Raw genomic sequence first — 24,839 nt, 5'->3', positions numbered from 1 at the left:
ACGTCAATCCAGGAAGGAGATAGTGCGCACATCGAGCAATGCGTGATCTCCCTGGTCAGAGACCCACATTCGTTGCCCCCGGCCTGCCACATGCTCGTCCCCGATCTCTGCCCATTCCGTGCGTCGTGCCAGCCTCAGGCCGTCGTCATCGTGAGCCTGCAGCGGATAGCGCGTGGGTACCAGGCCTTTTAGCGTGCTGTCGTTGACCAGCACCAGCTCTGCGGGTTGCCACACAAGGTCTCGAAGGTCTGCGGGTTTTTCCATGGCGATGCTATGCACCGCTGAGAAGGGAACCCAGTAGTAGCAGCCGTTGGTGTGAAACTCCAGCACTGGCCCCAGCCTCGAGTCGGAATCGCTCAGCCATTCGAACGGTTCGCCATTGAGCTTTCCGGAGCGAGCCGGTGCCATGTCCAAGGCAAGGGATCGCAATTGCAGCGCAGCATTGGGAGTCCCTTCTGACTCTGCTTTGAGGGCGTCCACCATGTAACTAAGCCATGCAGGCGGTTCACCCAGGATGTAAGGCGTGCGACGCCCCTCAAACACCTCGGTGCGCAGCAATTCGCAGCGCATGGCTTCCCGATAGGCATGTGCCATCGGAATGGCCTTGGGATCCAGCTGCGCACATACCTGCAACTGCGCCAGCGCCTTGTCCCAGTCGCCAAGTACCGCTAGCAACTGGAAATAGAAAGTGCGCAGCGAGGCCTTGGAGGGCTCAGCCCGGATCGCGTCTTTGACGCGATGGAGTTGAAGGTCCAACGGGCTTTGGGAGTCAAAGAGAATGGCAGTCACGTTGAAAGCTGATGTTGATCATTTTGGGTGCCGGCGTGCTAAATCGCCTTGACGGATGATCGATTGCGATGTCGGTCATCCGACGAAGGTGGGGCATGCACTGCGGCCCTTCCGAGTAGCGGTGCGCTTGGACTCAAATTCGTGAAAAGTACCTGCCTGCCTGCAAACGACGGCAGGTCAATCAGCGGAAGTTGGGTGAGGCGCCAGGTCGCGAAAACAGCGATGGAGTCACGCTAGCTTTTGTTAGCGTGTGCCTTCTTCCTGGCAGGACCGCTGCCGGTCAGTTGCCTGCTTCTTTGACAGAAGGCAGTTTGGACACAAGTCGCAGCGATACCGTCAGCCCTTCGAGCTGGTAGTGAGGGCGCAGGAAGAACTTGGAGGTGTAGTACCCCGGATTGCCTTCCACTTCATTCACCTCAACCTCAGCTGCGGCCAGGGGCTTTCGTGCCTTGGTCTCCTGGGAAGAGTTGGAAGGATCCCCATCGACGTAGTTCATGATCCAGTCGTTGAGCCAGCGCTCCATGTCGCTGCGCTCCTTGAACGAGCCGATCTTGTCGCGCACGATGCACTTGAGGTAGTGCGCGAAGCGGCAGCACGCAAACATGTAAGGCAGCCGTGCCGAGAGGTTGGCGTTCGCCGTGGCGTCGGCGTCGTAGTATTCGGCGGGTTTGTTCAGCGACTGCGCACCAATGAAGGCTGCAACGTCCGAGTTCTTGCGGTGTACCAACGGCATGAAGCCGTTCTTGGCAAGCTCCGCCTCCCGGCGGTCGCTGATTGCGATTTCGGTGGGGCACTTCATGTCCACGCCACCATCGTCTGTGGGAAATGTGTGTGCGGGCAGGTTCTCCACTGCGCCGCCGGATTCCACGCCGCGGATGGATGTACACCAGCCGTAGTATTTGAAAGAGCGGTTGATGTTTACCGCCATGGCATACGCCGAATTCGCCCAGCAGTACTTGCTGTGGTTGCCGCTGGCAGTTTCTTCTTCAAAGTCGAACTCGTCCACCGGATTGGTCTTGGCGCCGTAGGGAAGGCGGGCCAGGAAGCGTGGCATGGCGAGGCCGATGTACTTGGAGTCATCGGACTCGCGCAGGCTGCGCCAAGCGGCGTACTCGGTGTTGGTGAATATCTTGGTCAGGTCGCGAGGGTTGGCCAGTTCCTGCCATGAGTCCATCTGCATCAGCGCGGGAGATGCGCCGGAGATAAAGGGACAGTGGGCTGCTGCCGCCACCTTGGCCATTTCCCCCAGCAGTTCGACATCCGGCGGGCTGTGGTCGAAGTGGTAGTCGCCCACCAGACATCCAAAGGGCTCTCCGCCGAACTGGCCGTACTCCTCCTCGTAAACCTTCTTGAAGATGGGGCTCTGATCCCAGCCCACGCCCTTGTAGCGTCGCATGTTGCGATGAAGCTCCTTTTTGGAGATGTTCATCACGCGGATCTTGAGCATCTCGTCCACCTCGGTGTTGGTCACCAGATGCTGTAGGCCGCGCCAGGCGCCTTCAAGCTTCTGGAACTCCGCATGGTGAATCACGAGGTTGACTTGTTCGGACAACTTTCGGTCGATCTCTGCAATGATGGCTTGCACGGTCTGGTACGCATCGTTGGAGATGGTGGCTACCGATGCGAGCGCCTGCTGTGCAAGCGTCTGTACGGCAGCTTCTACTGCGTCGCGTGCTTGGTCGGTTTTGGGCTTGAATTCTTTGTTCAGCAAGGCCGCAAAGTCGTGGCCTTCTAGCGACTGGGCGGTGGTTGATTCTGTGGTGGCTACTACTGCACTCATGGGTGATCTCCGTTGGCAGGGATGTCTCAGGCGGCGTCGTTTTGAGCTGGCGTCTCAGCGGCTTCTGCGGCGGGCTTGGCACTCGCAGCCAGTGACTTGAGCAGTGCAGGGTCCTGGAGTACCTTGCGGATCAGCTCTTCTGCTCCCTGCTTACCGTCCATGTACGAAAGCAGGTTATGGAGTTGGGTGCGAGCCTCCAGCAGTGTGTTGAGTGGGCCGATGTTGCGGGCCACCGCGGCAGGCGAGAAGTCATCCATGCTTTCAAACGTCAGATCCACGCTCAAATAGCCTTCACCAGTGAGTGTGTTGGGCACCAGGAAGGAAGCGCGAGGCTTGATGGATTTCATGCGGGCATCGAAGTTGTCGATGTCGATGTCCAGGAATTTGCGATCGGCGATTTCCGGTAAGTTTTCAAGCGGCTTTCCGGACAGGTCGGCCATCACGCCCATGACAAAGGGAATGTGCACCTTTTTCTCCGACCCATAGATTTCCACGTCGTACTCAATTTGCACGCGTGGCGCCCGGTTTCGTGCGATGAACTTCTGCCCGCTTTTTCCCACTTTGGTGATTGACATGTTTACCTCTCTCTCAAGTTGTCTGGTTCGATCAACCTTTGGCCGAGACCTCGTGGTTGCCGGTTCAAATGCTTACAAAGTTGTGTGAATTCGCTACGGTTTGTCGTGGCTGAAACGAGTCGTTCCTGGACGGTCTTTTTGTCGCACACGGCCCTTGGGGTGACCATGACGCGCATGCTTCGAAGAATCTCCACTGGAAGGTGGGAAAGTCCACAATTTCGTGGAGCCTGTATGCGTTGAACGGGGCTACTGTTTCTGTATTTCAGTATCCGATCTGCCTGCGTAGCGACTGTTACAGTTCGTAGTTCAAGAGGTCTGTTCAGGCTGGACTCCTGTGATTAACTCGATCTGCTGAAGGCTTTGTGGTGCGAGCTCGCGAAGGAGGTCGATGAAGCTCATGCCCATCAGTTTTGCGGATCGGCGAATCAGGAGCGAGGCGGGGTTGGTGGGCTCGGTGGATTCGAGGAACTCGGCGATCTTGACCAACTGTCTGATCGCATCCTCCCGGGTCTTGATCTCCTGGCCGACGGCTGGCACGGCGGTGACAACTACATCTGGTCCGTCGCCTAGTCCTTTGGAAACGGCAACGGCTTGTTCTGACTTGGGCAGAAGGCTGTGGAGCAGCGCTACCAATGATTGAATGTTGCCCATGTCGGGCCGCTGGTGGTGGGGCAGCTTGTCGTCGCACAACCGCACTAGCTGTTCTAGCGCCTCTTTCGCTCGGGGGACCGCGACAAGCGGGGCGTGCCCTTGTTCCACGGCGTTAGCCATGCCCAGCCGCAGTTGGTCCATGGTGAGCTGTGCATTGGATTCCGCACGCTGTCCGCGCGCCAGCACTTCTGCGTCGCGTACTGTGAAGTGACCAAAATTGGAGGCGAGGAACTCCGTTTGCCTCAACTCGCGCAGCAGCCCGGTCACGTCGTTGAGCATGGCAACGGCGTTCATGCGCATGAAATAGTCGCCGTCTTCAGGCAGCGGGTGAATGTCGCCCCAGTACTTTGCCAGGAGGGCTCCCATTAACTCCAATCCGCGGGCCAGACCGATGAGCCCTTCGGTGTTTGTCCAGGATCTGCACAGCAGTCCGGCGATTCGCATGTCCTTGCTCTGCACCAGCAGTTGCAAGGCATTGCTTTCCACAGATTGCCAGTCGGGATCTTCGGCGGGAATGATGGTGTCGCCGTACTGCTGCTCGACCTTTCCGCGGGCCAATTGCTCCAATGCCAGAAATTCCGCCGCATAGGTCATCTCGGGGCCGCACGGAGGCGCGGAGGGAGCTTCGTTCAGGAGTTCGTCGAGGTTTGTCATGGTGAAGGGGCCTTGATCCAGGGAAGGCGGGTTCCGTCAATGTTTGGAGAACAATTGAGCGAAGAGCCAGCGGTCGGCCTTGCCGTGATGCACCAGTTCCTGGGATTCCAGGCGATGGGTGGGAGATATCCACCACAGGCTTTGCTCGCCAAAGAGAGCCGTGTGCGCTCTCCATTCGCCTGCAGGCAGCGTGATGTTTTCAGCGAGATCGCTTGCTGTTGCTTGGTGAGCTTGCGAAGCCTCGTGGAGGTCCGACAGGATGTCTTGGATGAGAGATGGCTCGCGCTCGCTGGGCAGTGTGGTGCCGAAGGGGTTGGGCAACAGGCTGACACGTCGATCCAAGTCATCCACAGAAAGCGCGCGGCGTCGTGCCTCCACAATGGCAGAGCGCGCTCCCGCGAGGAATGCCTTGACCTGCAGGTCGTCTGCAAATGGGCAACCCGCATGCGGCGCCGTTGCCATCACGGTGAGTGGGTAATAGCGCCCGACACGGTCCACGCTGGGCGCGAGTGCGCCAATTACCGGTGAGCCCTGTGTGCTCAAAGAGGCAATGAAGAACCACAACGGGGCGTTCACGAAGGTATCCGACCAGCCTGCGCCGTCTGCCCGGCGCAGTTGTTCCATCCCCTCTCGCATCCACGCATCCCACTCGCTACTGAGGGCATGCGGCATACGCCTGCCCACGAAGTCACCCAGGCTTGGCAATTTGCCGTACCAGGCGACAGAAGAAGGCGCCAGCATGCTGCGGAGGTCGTTGCTCAAAGGTTGCTTGGGCATTCGAACTCTTCCATCGCCTTGAGGCGGAATGGATTGAACACACTGCTGGTAGTGACTTCAAACCGTACCCGGCGCCCATCTACGTTGAAGATCGCGGAGAACTTCTCCGGCGCATTGCCCGGAAGGAGCTGTGCGCGGTCAAATAGCCGATGTAGCGCCCATGGACCTTCCGTGACCAATCCCGAGTTTTCACCGTTGGTGCTCGTGATCTGCAGCCTTACCTGGCCTGTGCCCCGCGTGCCTGGCCAATTCATGGATTTAGGGATCTGCGGCCCGTGCTGGTAGCGAAGCACGTCTCCATCCACGTCCAAGACCATCTGCGAAATGGCCGCGTCCATCTCGATGGGCTTGATGTCCAGACGGATACCGGGTGCCTTGCCTCCTGCCCGAAAGTAGACATCGCGGATGGTGGCCGCTTTCTGGAAGGATGCCAGCGACGCAGATCCTCCGACCGGCGTTCCGTCCACACCCTGCTTGAAGGTCCAGGTGGAAGCGGATATGTCGACCATGGGCTGTAGCGTGCTGCGGAAAAATTCGTCCATGACGCCACCCATGGCGAACAGTTTGGCGAAATCATCAGCGGTGACGTCGCGTCCTGCGCTGCGTGTGAAGGGGTATCTGCCCAGCACGGCGCGGCGGCAGAAGTCCCCGATGGTCGCGTTCAGATTACCGCCAATGGTGCTGCGTACGTCCCGTCCGACCAGGGTGGATGTCGCTTCAGCCAGATCGGTGTACATCAGGTTGAGAGGCGGAGGGAGGCGCTTGGCTTCTGCACGCACCCTTTCAAGGGTCGACGACAGCGTCGGCGGGATGGTGCCACCCGATTTCACCTGCTGTCGCGCCGATGCGATCACGGCAGATGCCTCGTTGAGTACCTGCAGGCTCTGTGTCAGTGGCGAAGGGCCCGACCCGTTGCTGGTCGCGAGCCGGCGGTATTCGCGGAAGCGGAAGTCCACGATGTCGGCTTCGAGCGTTCCACTGGGCGTAAGGCCTCCCACGTTGACCTGCTTACCGGTCAGCCTGCTCAGCTGCCGCTGTTCCTCGCGAATGCGGTTCAGCTTATCTCCCAGCCAGCTGCTGGTGCTGGCGCCGCTGCTATCGGCATCTGCATCGGGGCGGCGTGCAAGCGTCGTCTCCTTGGCGACGGCGCGGATGAACTGTTCCAGGCTCGAATTGGCAGATGAATACAGGCGAGCCTGCTCCCCTGCCTGGTCCAGTGATCCGATGCGGGTGGGGCGTACGTCGGCCAGATAGTCCTCCCATAGCTTGGCGTACTCCATCAGGTACAGGCGTTTCACCTCGTTGGCGACCTGACCGGTCAATACCTCCTGAGCGGTGCTGCGCTTGCCGTCCGCCTGCCCCAGCACCCAGCCTTCTTCCTTGGACAGCAGCGTTGTGACCTTGGGCAGCTCGTGCAGGAACACACCGTGGTATCCGTCATAGGTGAACAGTCCGGATATTCCCTGCGTCAGGGGCCGGCCGCTGCGGCGGCTGAACACCTGGGGTGCTTCTGGGCCGCTGGCCCGCACGACGCTGAAGTCCGCTGGCAGGCTATTGCCCGTGATCAGCAGTTGCTTCAAGCGGCTATATGCCCGCTGCGCTGGGGACATCTGTGCCAGGCGTTGGCGTACCTCCGCCACCAGTGCGGTGTCGACCGGGGTTGACGATATCACCACGCGTTCGTCCATGAGCCGGTCCAGATGGTGAGATAGGCGATCGCCCACGCCCGCCTGCAGCAGTTGCGGCGTCAGGCTGGCGTCCCATTCGTGCCGGATCCATGCCTTCACCGTTCGGGCGTCGAAGCGATCGGCGTCATGGATCATCAGATATGCCTTCAGCGCTTCGTAGCTGGCCTCGGGGTTGCTTGTCGAGGTTTGCTGCAACGAGCGGCGCAACTGCCGCACGATACCGGGCAGCCACGCATCTTCCAGAAGGCGCAGGTAGGTGGTGTCTGCTGCTGTCTCTACTTTCGGGACCTGCAGCAGGCCCCAGCGCCAACTCAGCGGTGGCGAGCCTGTGTAGCGCTCACTGACGGCGAGGGATTCCGCATGGTCCAGCATCGGCAATAGCGCCACCAGATTTTCCGGGTCGCCCGTTTTGGCCTCTTCGACCGCTTGTCGCAAGGTGCCCACACTGGTCTTTACTTCCTCCAGGTACCCCAGGTTGTTCTGGTGACTGATGCCCCAGGCCAGCGCAGCACCACTCAGTGCCAGAGCCAAGCCGATGAGACCGCCAGCCTGCAGCAGTCGGAGCTGCCGCTCTTTCTTGGCGTTGCGGCCTGTCAACCCCGCTTCGTTGAACATCACACCCTTGAAGAGGGTTTCGATGAAAAAACTCTTGCCTTGCTGCCCTGCTCCAGGCTTCAGCGGGGTGGCGATGGCGAACCGCCGCTTGAGTGCCGACAGCACACGGTCAAAGGGCATGCCCTCTTGCGTACCGCTGGTGAAATACACGCCACGGAACAGGGGCTTCTCTTTGAAGCGCGAGGATGAAAAAGCCTCCTGCAACGTTTGGTGCACCAGTTCGCGCAGGCCCACAAACTGCTGGGGCAGCCCGTAGATCAGTCCACGCCGGGCAAGATCCGGTTCCGCCAGCAGGCGATGGGGCAACAGGCGATTGATTTGTGCCACCAGCGCGTCGAACTCTGCAGTGAACTGGGCCGTAGGGTCATCGTTGGACGGCACATTCTCTCGGTATTGCTGGGTGAAGCCCCACACCTGGGCGCGCTCGTCGCGCGTCATCTGGCCGAAAAATTCGTTGAAGCCCGCCAGCAGGTCGGCCTTGGTGATCAGTACGTACACCGGGAACTTGATTGCCAGTTCATCGCACAACTCCCCGAGCCGCGCACCGATGGTCTTGGCGAGGCGCGCGCGCTCCGCTTCGGTACTGCTCAAGAGCTCTTGTACGCTGAGCGTCACGATGACGCCATTGATGGGCTGCCGACCGCGAAAGCGCTTCAGAAGCTGTAGAAAGCCCGACCAGGCGGCTTTGTCTTGCACGACATCGCTGTCGTGCGTCGTGTACCGGCCGGCGGTATCCAGCAGCACGGCCTGGTCTGTGAACCACCAGTCGCAGTTGCGTGTGCCGCCCACGCCTCGGATTGAGCCCCTGCCGAACTGTTCGGCCAGTGGAAAGTCGAGCCCCGAGTTGGCCAGTGCCGTGGTCTTGCCCGATCCTGGAGAGCCGATGATCAGGTACCAGGGCAGCTGGTACACGTAGCGCTTGGTGAAGCGGCCTAACAGGCCGCTTTCGGTAGTGCCAAAGCGAGTCTTGGAAAGAACCTCTACGGCCTCCTTGAAGCGCCCCTCCAGTTCAGTCACCTCCTCTTGACCAGGTGCAAGTTCTTGGGGGGTATCACGGCCAGCAGTGATCCGTGCGATCTGCCCCATGAGCTTGTCGTTCATGCGTTTGGCACGCCACCAGTGAAAGAGTAGCTTGATCACCCAGATGGTGAATAGCGCGGCGATGAGGGCCCAGCGCACGTTTTCGCTTTCCAGTGGCTGATACGGCTTGATGTAAACCAAAGGGCCGATGAACCAGATCACCAGACTCAGCAATACCAGACCGATGAAGGCCAGAGTAAAACGATTGAACAGCAACGCTGCCATATGTCTCAGCATGCTCATTTCTTGATGCTTTCAGTCCGCGGGGCATTACCGCTGAGCTGCAATTCCTTGTCACGTACCTGCGGTGCGACCAGCAGAACGATTTCTACGCGTCGGTTTCTCGCCTTGCCTTCGCTTGTGGTGTTGGGCGCCACAGGATCCGCTTCTCCGCGGCCTTCAGCCTGCACGCGCTGACTGTCCCGAACCGTGCTCAGCAGCATGTCAGAGACGGACCGAGCTCGGTCTTGGGAGAGGTGCCAGTTGGATGGGTACCTGGCCGTGCGAATGGGCGAGTTGTCGGTGTAGCCGTTCACGACCACCTTGCCGGGCACTTCGTTCAAGGCGGTGGCAATGCGCTGAACCACCTGCACATAGCGAGGTTTGACCACGTTGGAGCCCAGTTCGAACAAGCCGTCGCCGCGCAGGATGATGGTGCTGCGGTCCGCCTGGTCAATGACCTCGACCAGACCTTCGCGGATTTCAGGTTCGAGGAATTGGCGCAGCCTGGGCTTGTCCACGCTCGCCATGGCCGCGATGGCTCTGGGGAATCGGATAGCGTTGATGGAGGTGAACAGCGCGTCAGACTGGGCTGCGAGTCGGTAGCTGAACCAGAGGAAGAGGGCGAACGCGAGCAGCAGCGCGAGTGCTGTAGCTACCCAAAGCGGCACCATGGTCCACGGAGGCGCCGCCCTGCGTTCCTCGCCTTTCCAGTGAAGTGATAGTGCGCCGCTGCGATCGCCACGTGTACTCTCGATCAGAGCCAACAGCCGCGCCTTGAGCGTTTCCAGCTGGCTTCGCCCGTTCTCGATCACGCGATAACGTCCTTCAAAACCGAGCATGAGACAGAAGTACATCAGCTCGATCAGGTCGATGTGTTGGTGGGGTGTCTGAACCAGCTTGGCCAGCAGCTGGAAGAACTTCTCGCCCCCCCAGGTTTCGTTGTGCAACGCAACCAGAAGGCTGAACTTGGGCCAAACGCCAGATCCGCCCCAAGGCGTTTGCGCCGCAGCCTCGTCCACCACGGTGCACAGGCAGTACCTTGCCCCGATAACAGTCTCGATCGGAACGCCCGCGACGCCCGCGCTGCGCTCGAATTCGCGGATGTTCGCAAGTAGCAGGCGCTGGAAGCCTTCAGGGTCCGCGTTGGAGGCCATCGCCCGGATCTGCGGCACAAGATTTAGCAGTACGTTCGCGGATTCCACCAGTGGATTGCCACCGCTGACCACATCGGGCAGGTTGGTGCATGACATGTTCTGGGCGCCTGCTCCAGGTATGGATATTTCAGGCGTTCCGAGTGCGCCATGCTCGGTATGGTCACTGGCGCTGAACGCGAAAACGTTGTCCGTGATTGGGATCGACATGGGTTGTTCTTATCTGCGGATCGCCCAGAATTCCAACTCCAGCTCCGGGAACTCGCCCGAGACATGCATGGCTAGGCCCCCTGAGCTGTTGAGCTGGCGCCATAGGTTGTGTGTGGTGTCAACCTCAAAATAGGAGTACCCCGCGTGATAAGGGATTTCGCGTGGAGCCACGGACAGCGATCGCAGGGTGACGCCGGGCAGGTGGAGGTTGACGAGGTCCCGGATCTTCTCGACAGGCCCCAGCTTCGTCTGGGTGGGAAAGTGGGTGCGCAGGAATTCCACCGTGGTCTGGGCGTGTACTGCCAACACGAAATCGCAGGTGGTCAGCAGCTCGGTGGACGGGATGAGGGCTACACGAACGCCGTATTGCCGCTCCTGCAGCTCGATCTGGATAGCGTTTTGCTCAAGCACCGACGAAAGGCCGCGGCGCAGTTCCAGCATCAAGGGCGGAAAGCAGCTGCGCAGGTCGTCGTGGTCATAAGCCGGCAGTGGCGCGGGGCGTCGTTGCTCGCGGGTGAAGGTGGACAGCTCTCCCGCCATTTTCAGGAGGTCATCGAAGAGGCGCTCAGGGTGAATGCTGCGAATCCTGACCCAATGTTCTACCGCGGGCTCCCATCGGTTGATGAATTGCAGCATCAGGAAGTCACCCACCTCGCCGACACCGCCGCGCCCTGGCTGGATCAGCCGCTCCTCCAGCGCGACGCCCCGCTGGCGCAACAGGCCGTGAAGTTCTCGGCAAAACGCGAATAGTGCGGAGGTTTCAGAGTTGTTGACGACAGTCGGGATGAAGGTTTTGTCCAGCAACGCTGCTCCATCCGCCTTGCGTTCCACCACGTGGGCCACGGGCAGAGATACCCAACCGTCGGAAAGATCGTGTGATGTGCGCAGGCTGAACCGGGCGATGCCCAACTGCACCTCCGCCGGCTGCGCGCCAACGTCGTTAATGTCTGCCACTTCCAGCACCTGCGCTTGGTAACGCGTCATGCCTGCGTCGTCGTCGGCAAGGGTTACTTCTGCGCCGCTACGCCGCCGCAGCGGGAGTGACAGATGGATCAGCGTGTCTTTGGTGTTCTTCCCCACATCAAACGGTGGTGGGGCATCGTCCACATCCGGGATCCTGAACGGCGTGCCGTCAGGTAGCACACCTTGCGCAGAGATCAGTGCAACCTTGCCGAGGGCAAGCATCTGGGTGTCCAGGGTCAGCTCTGAAAACCCCCAGTAGAAAGGCTGGGCGGAAAGACTGCGCCCTTGGATCAGAAAGTCCAGGTGTCGCTCTTGTTGTTGAAAGTGCTGAGGGCGCAGGAACATCCCTTCCGCCCACACCACTTTGCGTTGCCAAACCATGGTTCTACCTTGAAGTGATTTGATGTTGAACCCGTACGGCGTCGCGCGAGACCGTGACCAGGTAGTGAACGGGTTTGAGCCGCTGTGTTTCTCCAAGGCCCCACCAGCGGCGGCGCATTTCCACCGAGTTCGGGGCATCGACATGTGCACGCCAGGTGCTGCGCTCGAGGTCGCGATAGCTGGCGAAGAAACCGAAGGCACGCACGTCGGGGTTGCCTTTGCGTTCGATGACGCGGCGCTCACCCGGTGCAATCAGGATCTCTTCTCGCCGCACGAAGTCGCCGCCGAGCTGGCTTTCGTCCTTGTCCAACAGGTCGAAGAAGCTGGAGCGTTCGAAGGTGACGGGAGTGCGCAATTCGTAGATGCGCAGCAGTACGGGCTTGGGCATGCCGTCCACGTCAGGGTTCAGGCTGCGCTCGGCGATGATCTCGATGACGGCTGGCGGCACCCCGGTGGGCGCCTCGCTGGGGCGATTGAGTGTGTTCACCACGCCGCATCCGGACAGAGGCAGCGCTGCCATTGACAGCCAGTGGGTGGTCTTCAGGATCGTTCGCCTTGATACGGCTTTCTTGGTCATCTGCATGGCGGCATCCTCCCGTTCAGTGGGCAGTTCGATTCAGTTCAGTTGACGGTCTGGTTTGCGGATACCCACACGGCCAGCGCGCTGAGGTTGTCCTGATGGGGACGGTCTTTGGAGCGAACGGCTTCCGCCATGTCCTGTAGCCAGACGTCGGGCCGCTCTGCGGCCCGCAGCGCTTGTTCCATCGCGGACTCGTGTAGGTTTTCCCAAAGTCCGTCGGAGCACAGCAGAAAGGCGTCACCCTCTGTCAGCTCTACGGATTCAGGCAGCACGGCGGGCGGTACCTGCGACTCGGCACCCACTGCACCGGCCAGAACACTGCGATTGGGCAGCGACCTGGGATCGCCGTTGGCATACAAGCCAGCGTGCAAAAGCTGCTGCACAACGCTGTGGTCTTCGGTCATGCGGTGAACCCGGCCTTCCCGGAACCAGTAAAGGCGCGAGTCGCCCCAATGCGCCCACAGCGCGCGGCCGGTGACCGGATCTATGCACAGCAGGACCACGGTGGCGCTCATGTGCATCCGCGAAACGGAGGTGGGCTGTTCTTCAGATACTGTATGTTCGGCGCGAAAGATGAGCGATGCTAGGCTGGCTGGCGCAAACATAGGGTTCTCGCGGTAACCTCCGAGTACGGCGTCCACCGTCAGGCGCGCGGCCAGCGCACCGTTGCCATGGCCTCCAGCTCCATCCGCCAGGGTGCAGCAAAAGCCTCTCGATCCCAGATCTATCATGCCTAAGTAATCTTCGTTGGAGGCACGGCCGCCTTTGTCTGTGATGGCCGATACCGACAGCCGCAGGCGGTGCGACTCTCCTGCGATATGTGCGATCACGAATGCTCCTCGGCAGACTGTGCGGCGGCTTCGTATGCGTTCACAAAGGTTTTCCCGGAGAACGCCATTAGGTCGTCTTCTGCATGGCGACGCACCGAGTCATATTGCTGCTGGAAGTCGTCCCACAAGGCGGCTTTGCGATGCACTCTGGATATTTTGGTTAGCAGGCTAGACGCTACCGCAGCTTTCTTCTCTAGCTCTGCTGGGCTGAGGCTTGCCACGGCTTCTGAGTAGGCGGCTCGTATGCCGGCCATCAGTGCGATCTGGTGTACCGTCAGGTCTTTGTACGCTTCCTTCATTGCGGGTACCGGCTTCATGAATCCCGGAAACGTCTGTCCAATAAGCTGCAGCATCACACCGTCTGCCGTCGGCAGGAACTTGAGGGGGTTGTTGGCCCCGGAGGCAATGATCGTGACATCCGCTCGGAATTCACGTTTGATTTCCGAGCGCGCGGAGAGGAGGTCGATAGAGCCTTGTACCGCTACCCGCAGTGCTTCGCCGAAAGCGCGCATGAAATCCGGCGTGATGGTGACGTGTGCTTTGCCTTGCTCTATCCCCGCGCCTTGGAGAAAAGCAGCGGCGAGTGCATCCGATGAAGCTACCGTTGTCTGCGCCGTTACGTGGGCGTCAGCGGCGGTCGGTGTCGGCGCAGGGGGCGACGCGGGCTGCGTGGCGTGCGTGGGGATCGCGTTCTCCCGTAGGTGCGGCGGCTGGATATCTGCGATCTTCAGCAAGTCCTCCTCCCGCAGTGCCTGCGCAGCGTCTCCGCCGTCGAACAGAGCCAAGTCCAGCCCTTGCATGGCGTGAAGTCCTGCCTCTACAACAGACTCAACGGGCGGCGCAGCCACCGGAGTTGCCTCGACGTTGAGGCGGTTGGTGGCGGGGAGCCCATGGGTGACCGCAGCTGGCAGCGCTGTCGCATGGCGCCGTTGGGCATCGCGGGGCATGTTGAACACCTGGGCCAAATCCGAGCCGCGGGACATGCCATGGTCTTCTGGCTCCACATACATCGACTCCCCGGGCTCACGAAAGAGCTTCAGCGGGTTCAGTTCGATGGCTGGATCCAACTGCTTGGGCAGCCCGGTATGCGCAGCATTGTCCATTTCGCCCGCCAAATGCCCCGTTTTGGGCAATGCCTGGAGCAGGCCATCGTTCTTGAGTTGAACCACTTCAGCCAAGCTCTTGGCGGCAAGATTCCCGCTCCAGGGGTCACGCTGGAGGGCTTGCTCCCTGGGATCAACTGCGAATGGGTCGAAGTCGTCGGGAATGACCATCGCTCGATGCGCTGTCGGCGGTGCCTGTGTGGGCCTGGCTGTAGCGGCAGAAATATCGAACGGGTGGGGTGGGGCGTGTTCCGTCGGAATGTCTGCATGCAGCCCGTCCTTAACAGGGGCGGCAGAGGCCGATTGCGCCACTGTCAGTGCCGCGGCGGGCCCTGGCCCGTTGGCGGACCGTTCAGGGACGAGCGCTGCCGCAGAGCGGGCCTCGACCCGTCCAAGGATTGCGAAGGGGCTGGCCTCCGCATCGTGCTGCGATGGTGCTTCGGGCAGGGACGAGAGCAAGAGGCCTGACAGGTGTGCATCTCCTCCGACGATGTCTGGTATGTCTGCCCAGGGGTTGGGCAGGGAGGCGAGCCCGATCGCCGAGGTTGCGGCATTGGCGCTCGGTGTGGATGTACCCGGCTGTGTGTCACTGCCGGCTGCCGATGTGGCCTCCGAGATGCCTTCTGTGAACGCGCGGGAGACCTTCGCCTGGGTGGCCTGCGCATCCTGGTGTTGCCCTGGAATGACTGCGCGCAGTTGATATGGACCAATGCCTATGCTTGTGCCGGGTACCAGCGGTACCTCTTGCCCGGACAGCACCTCCAGCCCGTTTACGCGCACTGAGCGGCGTTCGCACAGATTGGCGATATAGGCTCGGTCGGAGTCAAGGCGGACCATGGCATGCACGCGCGCGACCATCGCGTCGCCATCGGGCAATACCAGCTTGTTTTGCCCTGCACGACCCACGGTCCCGCCTGCCATCCCAAAGATGGCGGACCAATAGCGGCAGACCGGGCTACCCGCTTCGTGTGTGACCACCAGTTCTATCTTGTCCATTGCGTATTTGCGCGTGCGTTGTCTGGAGGAGCGTCAAGGTGTCTTGCGGGTGTTGCGCTTGGAACGCGCAGCATTGCGGGCATTGATGAATTCACGGCCCCAGACCGGGTGGCCCTTTTCTGCCTCGGTGAGTTGGAACGTGGGGTCCTGCTCGAGGGCGAGTTCGAACTGCTGTCGGCAGGGGCGCGGCCGCCCTGCGGCGCAGTGGCTGAAGGCCATGAACTTGCGGGCCTTGATTTGCAATGTCAGCGGTAGCTCGGGGGCGTCGGCAAGAGGTGTGAGCTTGACGATGGCTTCATCGAACTGCCCTTCTGCGTACGCGTTCAATGCTTCGGTCAGCTGTGCCTCTTTCTGCGCGCGCGGATCCACCGGTGCGACGGGCTCGGGAGCTGGTGGCGGTGGTGGCGGTGCTTCCACCTGCGGCTCGGGGGGCTTTGGCGCTGTTTCGCAAGCGGCCAGGAGAAGGCTGGCGCAGGCGACGATCAAGGCGCTCCAGTAACGGTTTCGCATGGATTTATTTCGCGTCAAAGTCATGGGTGATCGTGATCGGTTGATCTGGCTCGACCTTGAGCGTTTTGCGCACGGTATCGAAGCCGGGGTTGCTGAATTCAATGTTGTGTGAGCCTGGGGGGAGCTTGAGTTCTGTGAGCGGAGGAGTCACGCCCACTCGCTTTCCATTGAGAGTCACATGGGCCCACGGTGAAACGCGCAGCTGAATGTTGTTCTCGGAGCGGATGGGCCTCCGCGAACCCGGTGCCATTGGGGACGTCGGGTCGAACGATGGTGTGGGATAGCCTGCAACGGCCAACAGCGGCGTGATGGCTGCGATCACAGTGCTGTTGAGCGAAAAGGTAAGAGTGTTGCCATTCCCTGGGGAAGATCCTTGACTGTTGCTGAAACTTGCCAAGGACCGGCCGCACTTTGCGCCGCGCTGGCTGTATGCCTTCGTATAGGCATCCCGCCACGGCGTGTTCTGCAGCTCGTACGCTTCGAGCGTGAACGAAGGGCGCGCGTCGAAAGCTGCGTTGAATGCGGTGTCGCACCGGGCCCATTCCCGATTGGTGCAATAAATGAACGCAAGGTATTTATGGGCAGTAGATCGCTCGTGCCCATCTGTCAGACCTGCAAACAGTGAAGCCTGTAGTGCTTTTTCTGCCAGCTCCAGCTTTCGCGTCTCGTAGAGCGATATGCCCTGTCCCAGATATTGACGTCCAGCCGAAGAAACCGAGTTCCCCGCTTCAGGTGTGCTTGGTTCGTTGCAATCCACCGAGGCGATTGCAGTGCTGAGACCCAGGCACAGGCAACAAGCTCCCCATCGCAGTAAAGCGTTTATTGGCATATCGACAGCAGGCGCTCGCGGACGTGAATTATTCGAACTGGTGACTGATTACCACCGGCTCGCCTTTTTTGACCTGGACTGTCTTGGTGACTGGCGCTGCGGCCGGATTGCTCACGTCAATGCGATGCAAGCCTTCAGGAAGCTCGATGGAAGTCAGTGGTGGCGTGGTTCCCAAAGAGTTGCCGTTCACCGAGATCCGGCCCCATGGGCTTACGCGCAGAACAACACGCCCTACTTCTCCCGCTGTCTTTGGCGGAGTCTTGGCTGCTACTACCGAATCTGCAACAGCAGGATCTCCTTTGGGCGCAGGCGGTGGCGTCGTCGCTGCCACTGCCACTGCCACGGCCTTTGGGGCCGTTGTTGCAGGCGGCTCTGACGCTGAGGGCGCAGAGGTCGAAGCAACGACAGGCTGGGTGGGTGCTGACGCTAAGGCAGGTGGCGGCGGACTGACAACCGGTTCTAGAAATTCCAGACGATTGATGAGGGCCATCGCTTCGCTGCGATGCTTGCCCTTCGGGTAGGCGCTCAGGTACGAGTCCAGCATGGCTACAGAGCCCGCAGCTTGTGCTTCTTTCCAATGTTGGTCTTCCAGATTCAGTGCTATCTCTTCTGCGGACTGGTGCGCGGCCACGTCGTGCTTGGTCAACCAAAGAACCAACGCAGTGGCTACGAACAGCGCGAGGGCCGCAATCGTCCATCGCAGCGTCAAAGCGCGTGTGCGCGTGTGTCGCAGATCGCTGCTGATCTCCGCATTTTGGCGTTCTCGAGCGTCCGGCTTCGCGGGCAGTTGGGGTGTTGCTGTGGCGTTGCTAGTTGATGCAGCAGACGATGTCTGGGGGGCAAACTTCAGTATGTCGATGTCGATGTCGATGTCGCTGGCGACGACTGCTGCTTGCGGAAGTGTCTGGTTCGCATGGGTGGCCATCGCGGTAACGGGCTCGCGCTGAGCGGGTTCTGCCGAATGGTTTAACGGCAATGATGCGTTGGCCTCGGTAATTACGCCAGTGGGTTTCAACGACTCATGCAGGCCCGTGTTGTCCGAGGTTGCGAGCGTTGGATGGGGGAGCGAAGAGGTAACCACCTGCGCACCTGGTAAGACATCGTGCCAGGGCGCATGCATGGGCATGGTGAACGTTGTGATGCCGAGCAGATCCTTGAGTGCAGCAATCGTCTGTGGCCGCTCCTGAGGTTTCACCGCCAATGCATGACCCACTCCACGCAGAAACTGGGATGAGTATCCTGGGTAGTCAGCGGGCGATAAAGCTGCCACCGGATCGTTGATCATTCTGGCGACCGATGTTGCTGGTGGCTTCCCGGTGATCGCTAGGTAGAGCATCGCGCCAATTTGGTAGATGTCGGTCCATGCTCCCTGTGGCATGGCGCCGTCATCTACGTACTGTTCAATGGGAGCGAAGCCTGGCTTCAACACCATCGTCAGGGCCTGCGTCATGTCACCGATGATTCGCCGAGCGGCCCCAAAATCGAGCAGCACAGGCATCCCTGAGTTTTGCAGGAATACGTTATCGGGAGCGATATCGCGGTGGTAGCAATCGGCTGCATGCAGCATCTCGACGACATCGAGGATGGGGCCTACGATCGCGGCTAGCATGCGTTGATTCATGTGTTCTTGTTGGGCATTCAAAAATGCTCGGAACGTCTGCCCTTCGTAATGGCGCATGACCATGTAGGCCGTGCCGTTCAGTTCGAAAAATCGGTACACATGTACCAGAGCTGGATGTGAGAACTTGGCCAGCAGTCGGGCTTCGTTGATGAAGCTTCGCAGCCCGGCATCGAATGCCCCACGATGCTGCGAACGGACGTGGATTTCGTTGGATGATTTACGCCCCGCCAACGTGGCGGGCATGTATTCCTTGATGGCAACAATCCTGTCAAGGCTCACATCGCGGGCGCGATACACAATGCCAAAACCACCTTCTCCAATGACGTCCAACAGCCGGTATTCACCGATATGGACGCCCGGCGCGAGGCAGTTTGCCGAACCTCCTGCGGTCTCAATCATCACGTGGCTCCCTGTGTATTCATCGCCTCATCGGCTTTTCCCAAGCGGTCAGTAGATCTTCAGTGCTACTGCAATCGGAGCTGACCCTGCCTGCTCTTGCAATGTGCTGACTTGTCTCGCTGTGTATGCCATTTACGTTGTCGCAGCTTGACCGCTGCAACTTGTCGGACTGCTGCGCCCCTGAGGTATGGAAGACTGTTTCAACGCCCTCAATCGTTTTCGATGGACGGGGAAGGCTCTGGCATCTTTGTTTCTTCGCCAAGCCACTAGAGTCAATCATTGGCACAACCCTTCGCAGTCATGTTCGCCTCCTGAAGAGCACTCATCGCCAAGTTGCTTGTAGTGCGTTTGTGGCGGGCGAGTCTAACGTGGACAAATTGCAAAAAACGTCACAAAACCACGACTTCAGATGCCGCGAAACACACTGTTGCTAATGTTGCTGAGAGCCGCTGAATTGCTGTGACTTGATACCCCTCCGGGCGCTTGGCGTCCGTATCATCCGCCCGCCAACAAGCTTGCGAGGGAGGGGAATTCAAGCAAGCGAAGCTCCATATGCACAAACAAACACACGTTTCCAAGGTGAGCGTAGTGGTGGCGTATGGCACAGTATTTCCGCATGTCCCGCATGCCGGCTGTGAGCTTCGTACCTCTCCTTCAGTCGTGAATTCTGTGGGGGCGCAACGCTGCCTCTGCGGAAATTGAGAGCGTGCGTGTGCCGTTCAAGCAACGGCGCCTGCAACGCATTTTTGAACCAAGGAGAGGTACCCGAATGACAGTTGCGATTTTTATGAAGGTGGAAGGTGCGAGCGGTGAATCGAAAGACGCAGCGCACAAGGATTGGACGGATGTCGAGTCGTTTACCTGGGGTGTGACCCAGCCGCACTCTATGGCCTCTGGTGGTGGTGCCGGTGCCGGTAAGGCTGACTTTCAAAACCTGAATGTTGTCGCCAACATCGACAAGTGCTATCCCGCTGTGCTCAAGCATTGCGCCACGGGCAAGCATTTGGGTCAGGTAGAAATTTCGATGTGCAAGGCCGGTGGCACGCAGATTGAATTCGGCAAGATCACCCTGACGGACGTGATGGTTACCAACGTGACCGTCAGCGGTACAAGTTCTGGCGACACTGTGGTCGTGAACTACGCGTTCCAGGCTGCCAAGATCAAGACGGAGTACTCCGAACAGACCAACCAAGGCGGCAAGGGCGCTACCAGCCAGATGGGCTTCAGCATCAAAGAAAACAAGGAAGCCTGAACGCACGGCTGCTTGTGATAGCGCCCACTTGGGTGAGCGCTATCCAAGTGTCGTACTGTAGGGGGCCGGCTTTCCTGCAAGCGTTCGCTCTCGGCCTCAGTGACTTGTGAGATCGACGCGATTCGATGTGCGAGCAGGAAATGAGAGCGTGCAAGCGCCGCAGAGCGGGCCCAGCCGTTGGCTGCCGCTAAGCCATTTCACCGAGAACTGGGGGGCTGGCGGTCCATCCGTCGGAAACGGTTTTACCCACTACCGTTACTCTCCAGCCATTCCCGCGCAATCGTCTCATCCATCGGTACCGACACCACAAACCCCTGGATCACATCGCACCCCAGTTCCTTGAGCAATGCGATCTGCCCTTGCGTCTCCACCCCTTCCGCCACCGTCTTGAGCTGCAGGCTGCGGGCCATCTGGATGATGGCGGTGACGATGGCGACGTCGTCGGCACTGCCGGGGGTGTCGGTGACAAATGACCGGTCGATCTTGAGCTTGTCGATGGGGTAGCGCTTCAGATATGCCAGGGAGGAGTACCCGGTGCCGAAGTCATCGATGGAGATGCCGACGCCCAACGCCTTGACGGCGTGCAGGGTGTTCAGGGTCTGGCCAGTCTGGTGCATGAGCACGGACTCGGTCAGTTCGATCTCCAGGTATTGCGGTGCCAGCCCTGTTTCCTGGAGGACGGCCGCGATTTCTGCGGCCACATCGCGCTGGCGGAATTCGAGGGCCGAGAGGTTGACTGCCACGGGCACCTTGGCCAGGCCCTGGTCCTGCCAGGCTTTGAGCTGGCGGCAGGCTTCGCGCATCACCCAGCGGCCGATGGGCGTGATGAGGCCCCGTGACTCCGAGAACGTGATGAACTCATCGGGCCCCACCAGCCCACGCTCGGGGTGGCGCCATCGCACCAGCGCTTCCAGGCCTTGCAGCGAACCGTCGGCCAGGCAAATTTGCGGCTGGTAATGCAGCACGAAGTCGTTGCGTGCAATGGCGTCGCGCAGCAGGCGCTCCTGGTGCAGCACATCGAGGGCACTGGCCTCCATGCTGGTGGCGTAGAACTGGCGGTTGCCGCGCCCGCTGTCCTTGGCATGCTGCATGGCCGCATCGGCGCAGCGCAGCAGCATGTCGGCGCTGCCACCGTGGTCCGGGTACAGGCTGATGCCGATGGACGGGGAGATGGTGAGCGGCAGCTGATCGACCGTGAAAACGCCGTGCATGGACTCCAGCAGCTTGTCGGCCACCATGGCCGCGTCATCGGGCGTCTGCACGTCGGTCAGCACCACCACAAACTCGTCGCCGCCGATGCGCGCGACCACGTCGGCATCGCGCACACCCTGGCGCAGTCGCTCGGCGACGTTGCACAGCAGCTGGTCGCCCGCATGGTGGCCGAGCGAGTCGTTCACGGTCTTGAAATGGTCCAGGTTCATGAACAGCACCGCCACACGGCCATGCCGCCGGCGGGCCAGCGACAGCACCTGCGACAGCTGCTCCATCAGGAAGTGCCGGTTGGGCAATTGTGTGAGGGGGTCGTGCAGTGCGATGAAGGCTTCGCGCTCCTGCGCCTGTTTGCGGGCCGTGATGTCGCGCACCACCACGATGCGGTAGTCGGCATGGTGCAGGGGCATGGTCTTGCCGACGACCTCGACGGGGATGGGATGCCCGTCCTTGTGGCGGATGGTGACTTCGTACGGATCCTCCCGTCCGCTGCGGGTGTATTCCAGCGCGGTGGCGCGCCACTCGGGGCTGATGAAGTTGAAGATCGACAGGCCCAGCACTTCGTGCAGTGCAAATCCCGTCAAGCGGTACAGTGCCTCGTTGCCGTCGGTGATGATGCCGTCGCGATGGAACACGATGGCCTCGTCCGTGGCCTCGGTGAACTTGCGCATGCGTTCTTCGCTCTGGCGTACCTCGCGCTCGGCGCGCCAACGCTCGGTGATGTCGGTGATCAGCACAAAGGAGCCGAGCTGCAGCCCCGCGTTGCCAAAATGCGGGATCAGGTTGACCTCGATCATCCGCACCTCGCCGTTGGGCAGGGTTTGCTCGCGCGTGTATTTCACGCGCTCACCGTGCGAGCAGCGCTCCACGTACGGCTGGATGGCCTGCCAGGCCTTGTCGCCAATCGCCTCCTGCACGGTCAGGCCCAGGATGGATTCTGTGCTGTGGCCGTTGTAGGCGGCGTAGCCCTGGTTGGCGAACTGGCAGCGCAGCCGCGGCAGGTCGTAGTAAGCCATCAGGGCCGGGACCGAGTCGGCGATCAGGCGCAGCAGCGAGTCGCTGGAACCCCCTTGACCTGGCGTGTTGGCTGCGTTGGATGAGTCTGGCATGGACCGCTCGGTACGTATCTGTTTGTTATAGCCGATACACCTGACGGGGGCGTAAGGTAGTTGCCCGGATACCCCGCACCGGATAATCCGCCCATGACCTCCAAAGAAAACCAAGCCCGCACTGATTTCAGCGCGCTGGCCCTGAGCCCCGCCATGCTGGCCAACCTGCAGCAGCTGGGCTACACCACGATGACGCCCATCCAGGCGGCCAGCCTGCCGCCCGCCCTACTGGGCAAGGATCTGATCGCCCAGGCCAGCACCGGCAGCGGCAAGACCGCCGCGTTTGCGCTGGCGCTGCTGGCCAACCTCAACCCCCGCCGCTTTGCGGTACAGGCCCTGGTGCTGTGCCCCACGCGCGAGCTGGCCGACCAGGTGACCACTGAAATCCGCCGCCTGGCGCGCGCCGAGGAAAACATCAAGGTCGTGACCCTGTGTGGCGGCGTGCCGCTGCGCGGCCAGATGCTGAGCCTGGAGCATGGCGCGCACATCGTGGTGGGCACACCCGGCCGGGTGATGGACCACCTGGAGCGCCAGCACCTGACGCTGGAGGCGCTCAACACCCTGGTGCTCGACGAGGCCGACCGCATGCTCGACATGGGCTTCTTCGACGACATCGTGACCGTGGCGCGCCAGTGCCCTAAAGAGCGCCAGACCCTGCTGTTCTCGGCCACCTACCCCGAGGGCATCGCCAAGCTGAGCGCCCAGTTCATGAAGTCGCCCGAGCAGATCACCGTGCAGGCGCAGCATGCCGAGGGCAAGATCGGGCAGCGCTGGTACGAGGTGAAGAACAGCGAGCGCCTGCATGCCGTGTCGCTGCTGCTCAACCACTTCCGGCCCGATTCGTCCATCGCGTTCTGCAACACCAAGCAGCAGTGCCGCGACCTGGTGGCCGTGCTGCAGGCCCAGGGCTTCAGCGCGCTGGCGCTGTTTGGCGAGCTGGAGCAGCGCGAGCGCGACCAGGTGCTGGTGCAGTTTGCCAACAAGAGCTGCTCGGTGCTGGTGGCCACCGACGTGGCCGCGCGCGGGCTGGACATTGCCAACCTGGCCGCCGTGATCAACGTGGACGTGACGCCCGACCCCGAGGTGCACATCCACCGCATCGGCCGCACGGGCCGGGGCGATGCCGAAGGGCTGGCGCTGAACCTGGCCAGCCTGGACGAGATGGGCAGCGTGGGCAAGATCGAACAATTGCAGGGCCGAGAGTCGCGCTGGTTCCCTGTGGCCGACCTGACACCGACCGGCAACGGCCCGCTTGTGCCGCCCATGGTCACCATCCAGATCATCGGTGGCCGCAAGGAGAAGATCCGTGCGGGCGACGTGCTGGGCGCGCTGACCGGCGAGATGGGCTACACCCGAGAGCAGATCGGCAAGATCAACGTGAACGACTTCTCCACCTATGTGGCGGTGGACCGTGCCATCGGCGCCCAAGCTGCCCAGCGTCTGAACCAGGGCCGGGTGAAGGGCAAGACCGTGAAGGCCCGCCTGGTGACGGGAACCCAGGACTTTGAGTAAAAAGCGCCGGATGCGCTAGTCAATCATGCGCCAATAGCTATCAATTTGATAGTAAATGCGCGTCCTGCACTGGCGGCATCAGCGCCGTGCTGCGGCAGCCTCCAGCATCCGCACCATTTCTCCGAAACCCCGCTGGCGCGCCAGCTGCAGGGGCGTGTTGCCCTGCCGGTCGGTCAGTGCCTGGCTGGCCCCCGCCTGTAGCAAGGCTTGCAGTGTCGCCTGGTGGCGCGGACCGCCGTTGCCCAGCACGATGGACTCGATGAGCGCCGTCCAGTGCAGGTTGTTCACATGGTCCAGCGGCGCCCCGGCGGCGATCAACTGACGCACCACGCCGTCGTGCCCCAGGTGGGCGGCGGCGATCAGGGCCGTGCCGTCATAGCGGCTGGTCACCTGTTTGGCGCTGGCGCCCAGCTGCAGCAGCACGCGCAGCGTGGCCTCGTCGTCCGCCACGGCGGCGATGGTCACGGCGTCGTAGCGGTCGTTCTCCAGCGCATTCAGGTCGGCCCCAGCCTGGGCGAGGGCGCGGATGGCATCGGCCTGCCGGGCAAAGGTGGCCACATGCAGCGGCGTGCGGCCGTAGCCATCGCGGGCATTCACGTCGGCCCGCGCTGCGATCAGCTGGGTGAGCCTGGGCACATCGCCCCGCGCCGCAGCGGCATGCAGGCCCTGGTAGGCCGCTGTTTCGGCCGCCGTGGGTGGCACCTGGGCCTGGGCCGGGGTGGCACAGGCCAGTGCGGCGGCCAGGGCGAAAACAAGATTCCACGGCTTCATGGGGGCCTCCGTTGAATGCTCAGTTGCCTGTGGTTGGGCTGGCTTACTTCAGCAAGTCCTGCACCTTGGCGATGCCCGCCACCGCGCACTGCTCGTCCAGGTGGCCGCCGGGTGCACCGCCCACGCCCACAGCGCCGATCACCTCGTTGCCCACCTTCACCGGCACGCCGCCGCCCAGCAGCAGGTAGCCGGGGATGTTCACCAGGTTGGCCGCAGCGGGGTTCTTCTGTACGCCTTCCATCATGGCCAGCGTGGTGTTCTTGGCCGATGCCGAGGTGTAGGCCTTGAGGCGGCTGGCCTCCAGCGTGTGGGGGCCGGCGTTGTCGGCGCGCTGCACAGCGCGCACGGTGCCTGCGCGGTCCACCACGGTGGCCGTGACGGCGTAGCCGTTGGCGGTGCAGGTGGCCACGGTTTGCGCGGCGATCTGCGTGGCCAGGTCCAGCGACATGTTCTTTTCGGTGCGCACGCCTTCGGCGCTGGCGGCGGTGGCGATCAGGGACAGGGTGAGGGCGGCGACGGTGGCGAGGCGGTTTTGCATGGTGTTCTCCGGTGTTTCTGGGTCGGTGCCACCCGTTGTGGCGC

Annotated in this window: 19 protein-coding genes; 2 read left to right on the top strand and 17 right to left on the bottom strand. The window is 61.2% G+C overall.

Annotation, left to right across the window (positions count from 1 at the left end):
- Positions 1-3: 3 nt before the first annotated feature.
- From ASC83_RS06480 to ASC83_RS06420, 14 genes are all read right to left on the bottom strand, one after another.
- On the bottom strand, positions 4-789 hold the full coding sequence (locus ASC83_RS06480; RefSeq protein ID WP_056059620.1) for a type VI secretion system accessory protein TagJ: 786 nt from the start codon (positions 787-789) through the stop codon (positions 4-6).
- 280 nt (positions 790-1,069) lie between these two features.
- Positions 1,070-2,569: a type VI secretion system contractile sheath large subunit gene (gene tssC / locus ASC83_RS06475; RefSeq protein WP_056059618.1), complete on the bottom strand. Its 1,500-nt coding sequence runs from the start codon at positions 2,567-2,569 to the stop codon at positions 1,070-1,072.
- 26 nt (positions 2,570-2,595) lie between these two features.
- Complete coding sequence (gene tssB / locus ASC83_RS06470) at positions 2,596-3,144, bottom strand: type VI secretion system contractile sheath small subunit (RefSeq protein WP_056059615.1); 549 nt, start codon at positions 3,142-3,144, stop codon at positions 2,596-2,598.
- Positions 3,145-3,450: 306 nt separating this feature from the next.
- On the bottom strand, positions 3,451-4,449 hold the full coding sequence (gene tssA, locus ASC83_RS06465) for a type VI secretion system protein TssA (RefSeq protein WP_056059613.1): 999 nt from the start codon (positions 4,447-4,449) through the stop codon (positions 3,451-3,453).
- Positions 4,450-4,485: 36 nt separating this feature from the next.
- Complete coding sequence (gene tagF, locus ASC83_RS06460; RefSeq protein ID WP_056059611.1) at positions 4,486-5,226, bottom strand: type VI secretion system-associated protein TagF; 741 nt, start codon at positions 5,224-5,226, stop codon at positions 4,486-4,488.
- On the bottom strand, positions 5,208-8,834 hold the full coding sequence (gene tssM / locus ASC83_RS06455; protein ID WP_235509326.1) for a type VI secretion system membrane subunit TssM: 3,627 nt from the start codon (positions 8,832-8,834) through the stop codon (positions 5,208-5,210). Before tssM ends, tagF begins: the two co-directional genes overlap by 19 nt.
- 14 nt (positions 8,835-8,848) lie before the next feature.
- Positions 8,849-10,192: a DotU family type VI secretion system protein gene (locus ASC83_RS06450; protein WP_056059609.1), complete on the bottom strand. Its 1,344-nt coding sequence runs from the start codon at positions 10,190-10,192 to the stop codon at positions 8,849-8,851.
- A gap of 9 nt (positions 10,193-10,201) precedes the next feature.
- A complete protein-coding gene (tssK, locus tag ASC83_RS06445; RefSeq protein ID WP_056059607.1) occupies positions 10,202-11,536 on the bottom strand; it encodes a type VI secretion system baseplate subunit TssK in 1,335 nt (444 codons plus the stop codon).
- A 4-nt stretch (positions 11,537-11,540) separates the two neighbouring features.
- The gene (tssJ, locus tag ASC83_RS06440) at positions 11,541-12,119 is read right to left on the bottom strand and encodes a type VI secretion system lipoprotein TssJ (protein WP_233250246.1); all 579 of its coding nucleotides are present in this window, start codon (positions 12,117-12,119) and stop codon (positions 11,541-11,543) included.
- A gap of 38 nt (positions 12,120-12,157) precedes the next feature.
- On the bottom strand, positions 12,158-12,946 hold the full coding sequence (locus ASC83_RS06435; protein WP_056059606.1) for a PP2C family serine/threonine-protein phosphatase: 789 nt from the start codon (positions 12,944-12,946) through the stop codon (positions 12,158-12,160).
- Positions 12,943-15,045: a type VI secretion system-associated FHA domain protein TagH gene (gene tagH, locus ASC83_RS06430; protein ID WP_056059604.1), complete on the bottom strand. Its 2,103-nt coding sequence runs from the start codon at positions 15,043-15,045 to the stop codon at positions 12,943-12,945. The genes ASC83_RS06435 and tagH overlap by 4 nt, the downstream gene beginning before the upstream one ends.
- A 33-nt stretch (positions 15,046-15,078) precedes the next feature.
- Complete coding sequence (locus ASC83_RS06425; protein WP_156379447.1) at positions 15,079-15,555, bottom strand: TssQ family T6SS-associated lipoprotein; 477 nt, start codon at positions 15,553-15,555, stop codon at positions 15,079-15,081.
- Positions 15,556-15,559: 4 nt separating this feature from the next.
- Complete coding sequence (locus ASC83_RS23445; protein WP_162245484.1) at positions 15,560-16,312, bottom strand: PEGA domain-containing protein; 753 nt, start codon at positions 16,310-16,312, stop codon at positions 15,560-15,562.
- A 100-nt stretch (positions 16,313-16,412) separates the two neighbouring features.
- Positions 16,413-18,404 (bottom strand): serine/threonine-protein kinase, encoded by a 1,992-nt coding sequence (locus tag ASC83_RS06420; RefSeq protein ID WP_056059600.1) that lies wholly within the window; start codon positions 18,402-18,404, stop codon positions 16,413-16,415.
- Positions 18,405-19,173: 769 nt separating this feature from the next.
- Here ASC83_RS06420 and ASC83_RS06415 point away from each other — a divergent pair.
- Positions 19,174-19,656: a type VI secretion system tube protein Hcp gene (locus tag ASC83_RS06415; RefSeq protein ID WP_056059598.1), complete on the top strand. Its 483-nt coding sequence runs from the start codon at positions 19,174-19,176 to the stop codon at positions 19,654-19,656.
- Positions 19,657-19,898: 242 nt separating this feature from the next.
- Here the strand turns inward: ASC83_RS06415 and ASC83_RS06410 are convergent, their stop codons facing one another.
- Positions 19,899-21,974: a bifunctional diguanylate cyclase/phosphodiesterase gene (locus ASC83_RS06410; protein WP_056059596.1), complete on the bottom strand. Its 2,076-nt coding sequence runs from the start codon at positions 21,972-21,974 to the stop codon at positions 19,899-19,901.
- 93 nt (positions 21,975-22,067) lie between these two features.
- On the opposite strand from ASC83_RS06410, the gene dbpA reads away from it, so the two are divergent.
- A complete protein-coding gene (gene dbpA / locus ASC83_RS06405; RefSeq protein WP_056059595.1) occupies positions 22,068-23,486 on the top strand; it encodes an ATP-dependent RNA helicase DbpA in 1,419 nt (472 codons plus the stop codon).
- Between the two features lie 78 nt (positions 23,487-23,564).
- Here dbpA and ASC83_RS06400 read toward each other — a convergent pair whose 3' ends face one another.
- Both ASC83_RS06400 and ASC83_RS06395 read right to left on the bottom strand, forming a co-directional pair.
- Positions 23,565-24,257, bottom strand: a complete 693-nt coding sequence (locus ASC83_RS06400; protein ID WP_056059593.1) for an ankyrin repeat domain-containing protein — start codon at positions 24,255-24,257, stop codon at positions 23,565-23,567.
- 43 nt (positions 24,258-24,300) lie between these two features.
- A complete protein-coding gene (locus tag ASC83_RS06395; protein WP_056059591.1) occupies positions 24,301-24,795 on the bottom strand; it encodes a heme-binding protein in 495 nt (164 codons plus the stop codon).
- Between the last annotated feature and the right edge of the window lie 44 nt (positions 24,796-24,839).

It is taken from the genome of Acidovorax sp. Root402 (genome assembly GCF_001425125.1).
GTDB classification, from domain to species: domain Bacteria; phylum Pseudomonadota; class Gammaproteobacteria; order Burkholderiales; family Burkholderiaceae_C; genus Acidovorax; species Acidovorax delafieldii.
This window is presented reverse-complemented; position numbering and strand designations above follow the sequence as displayed.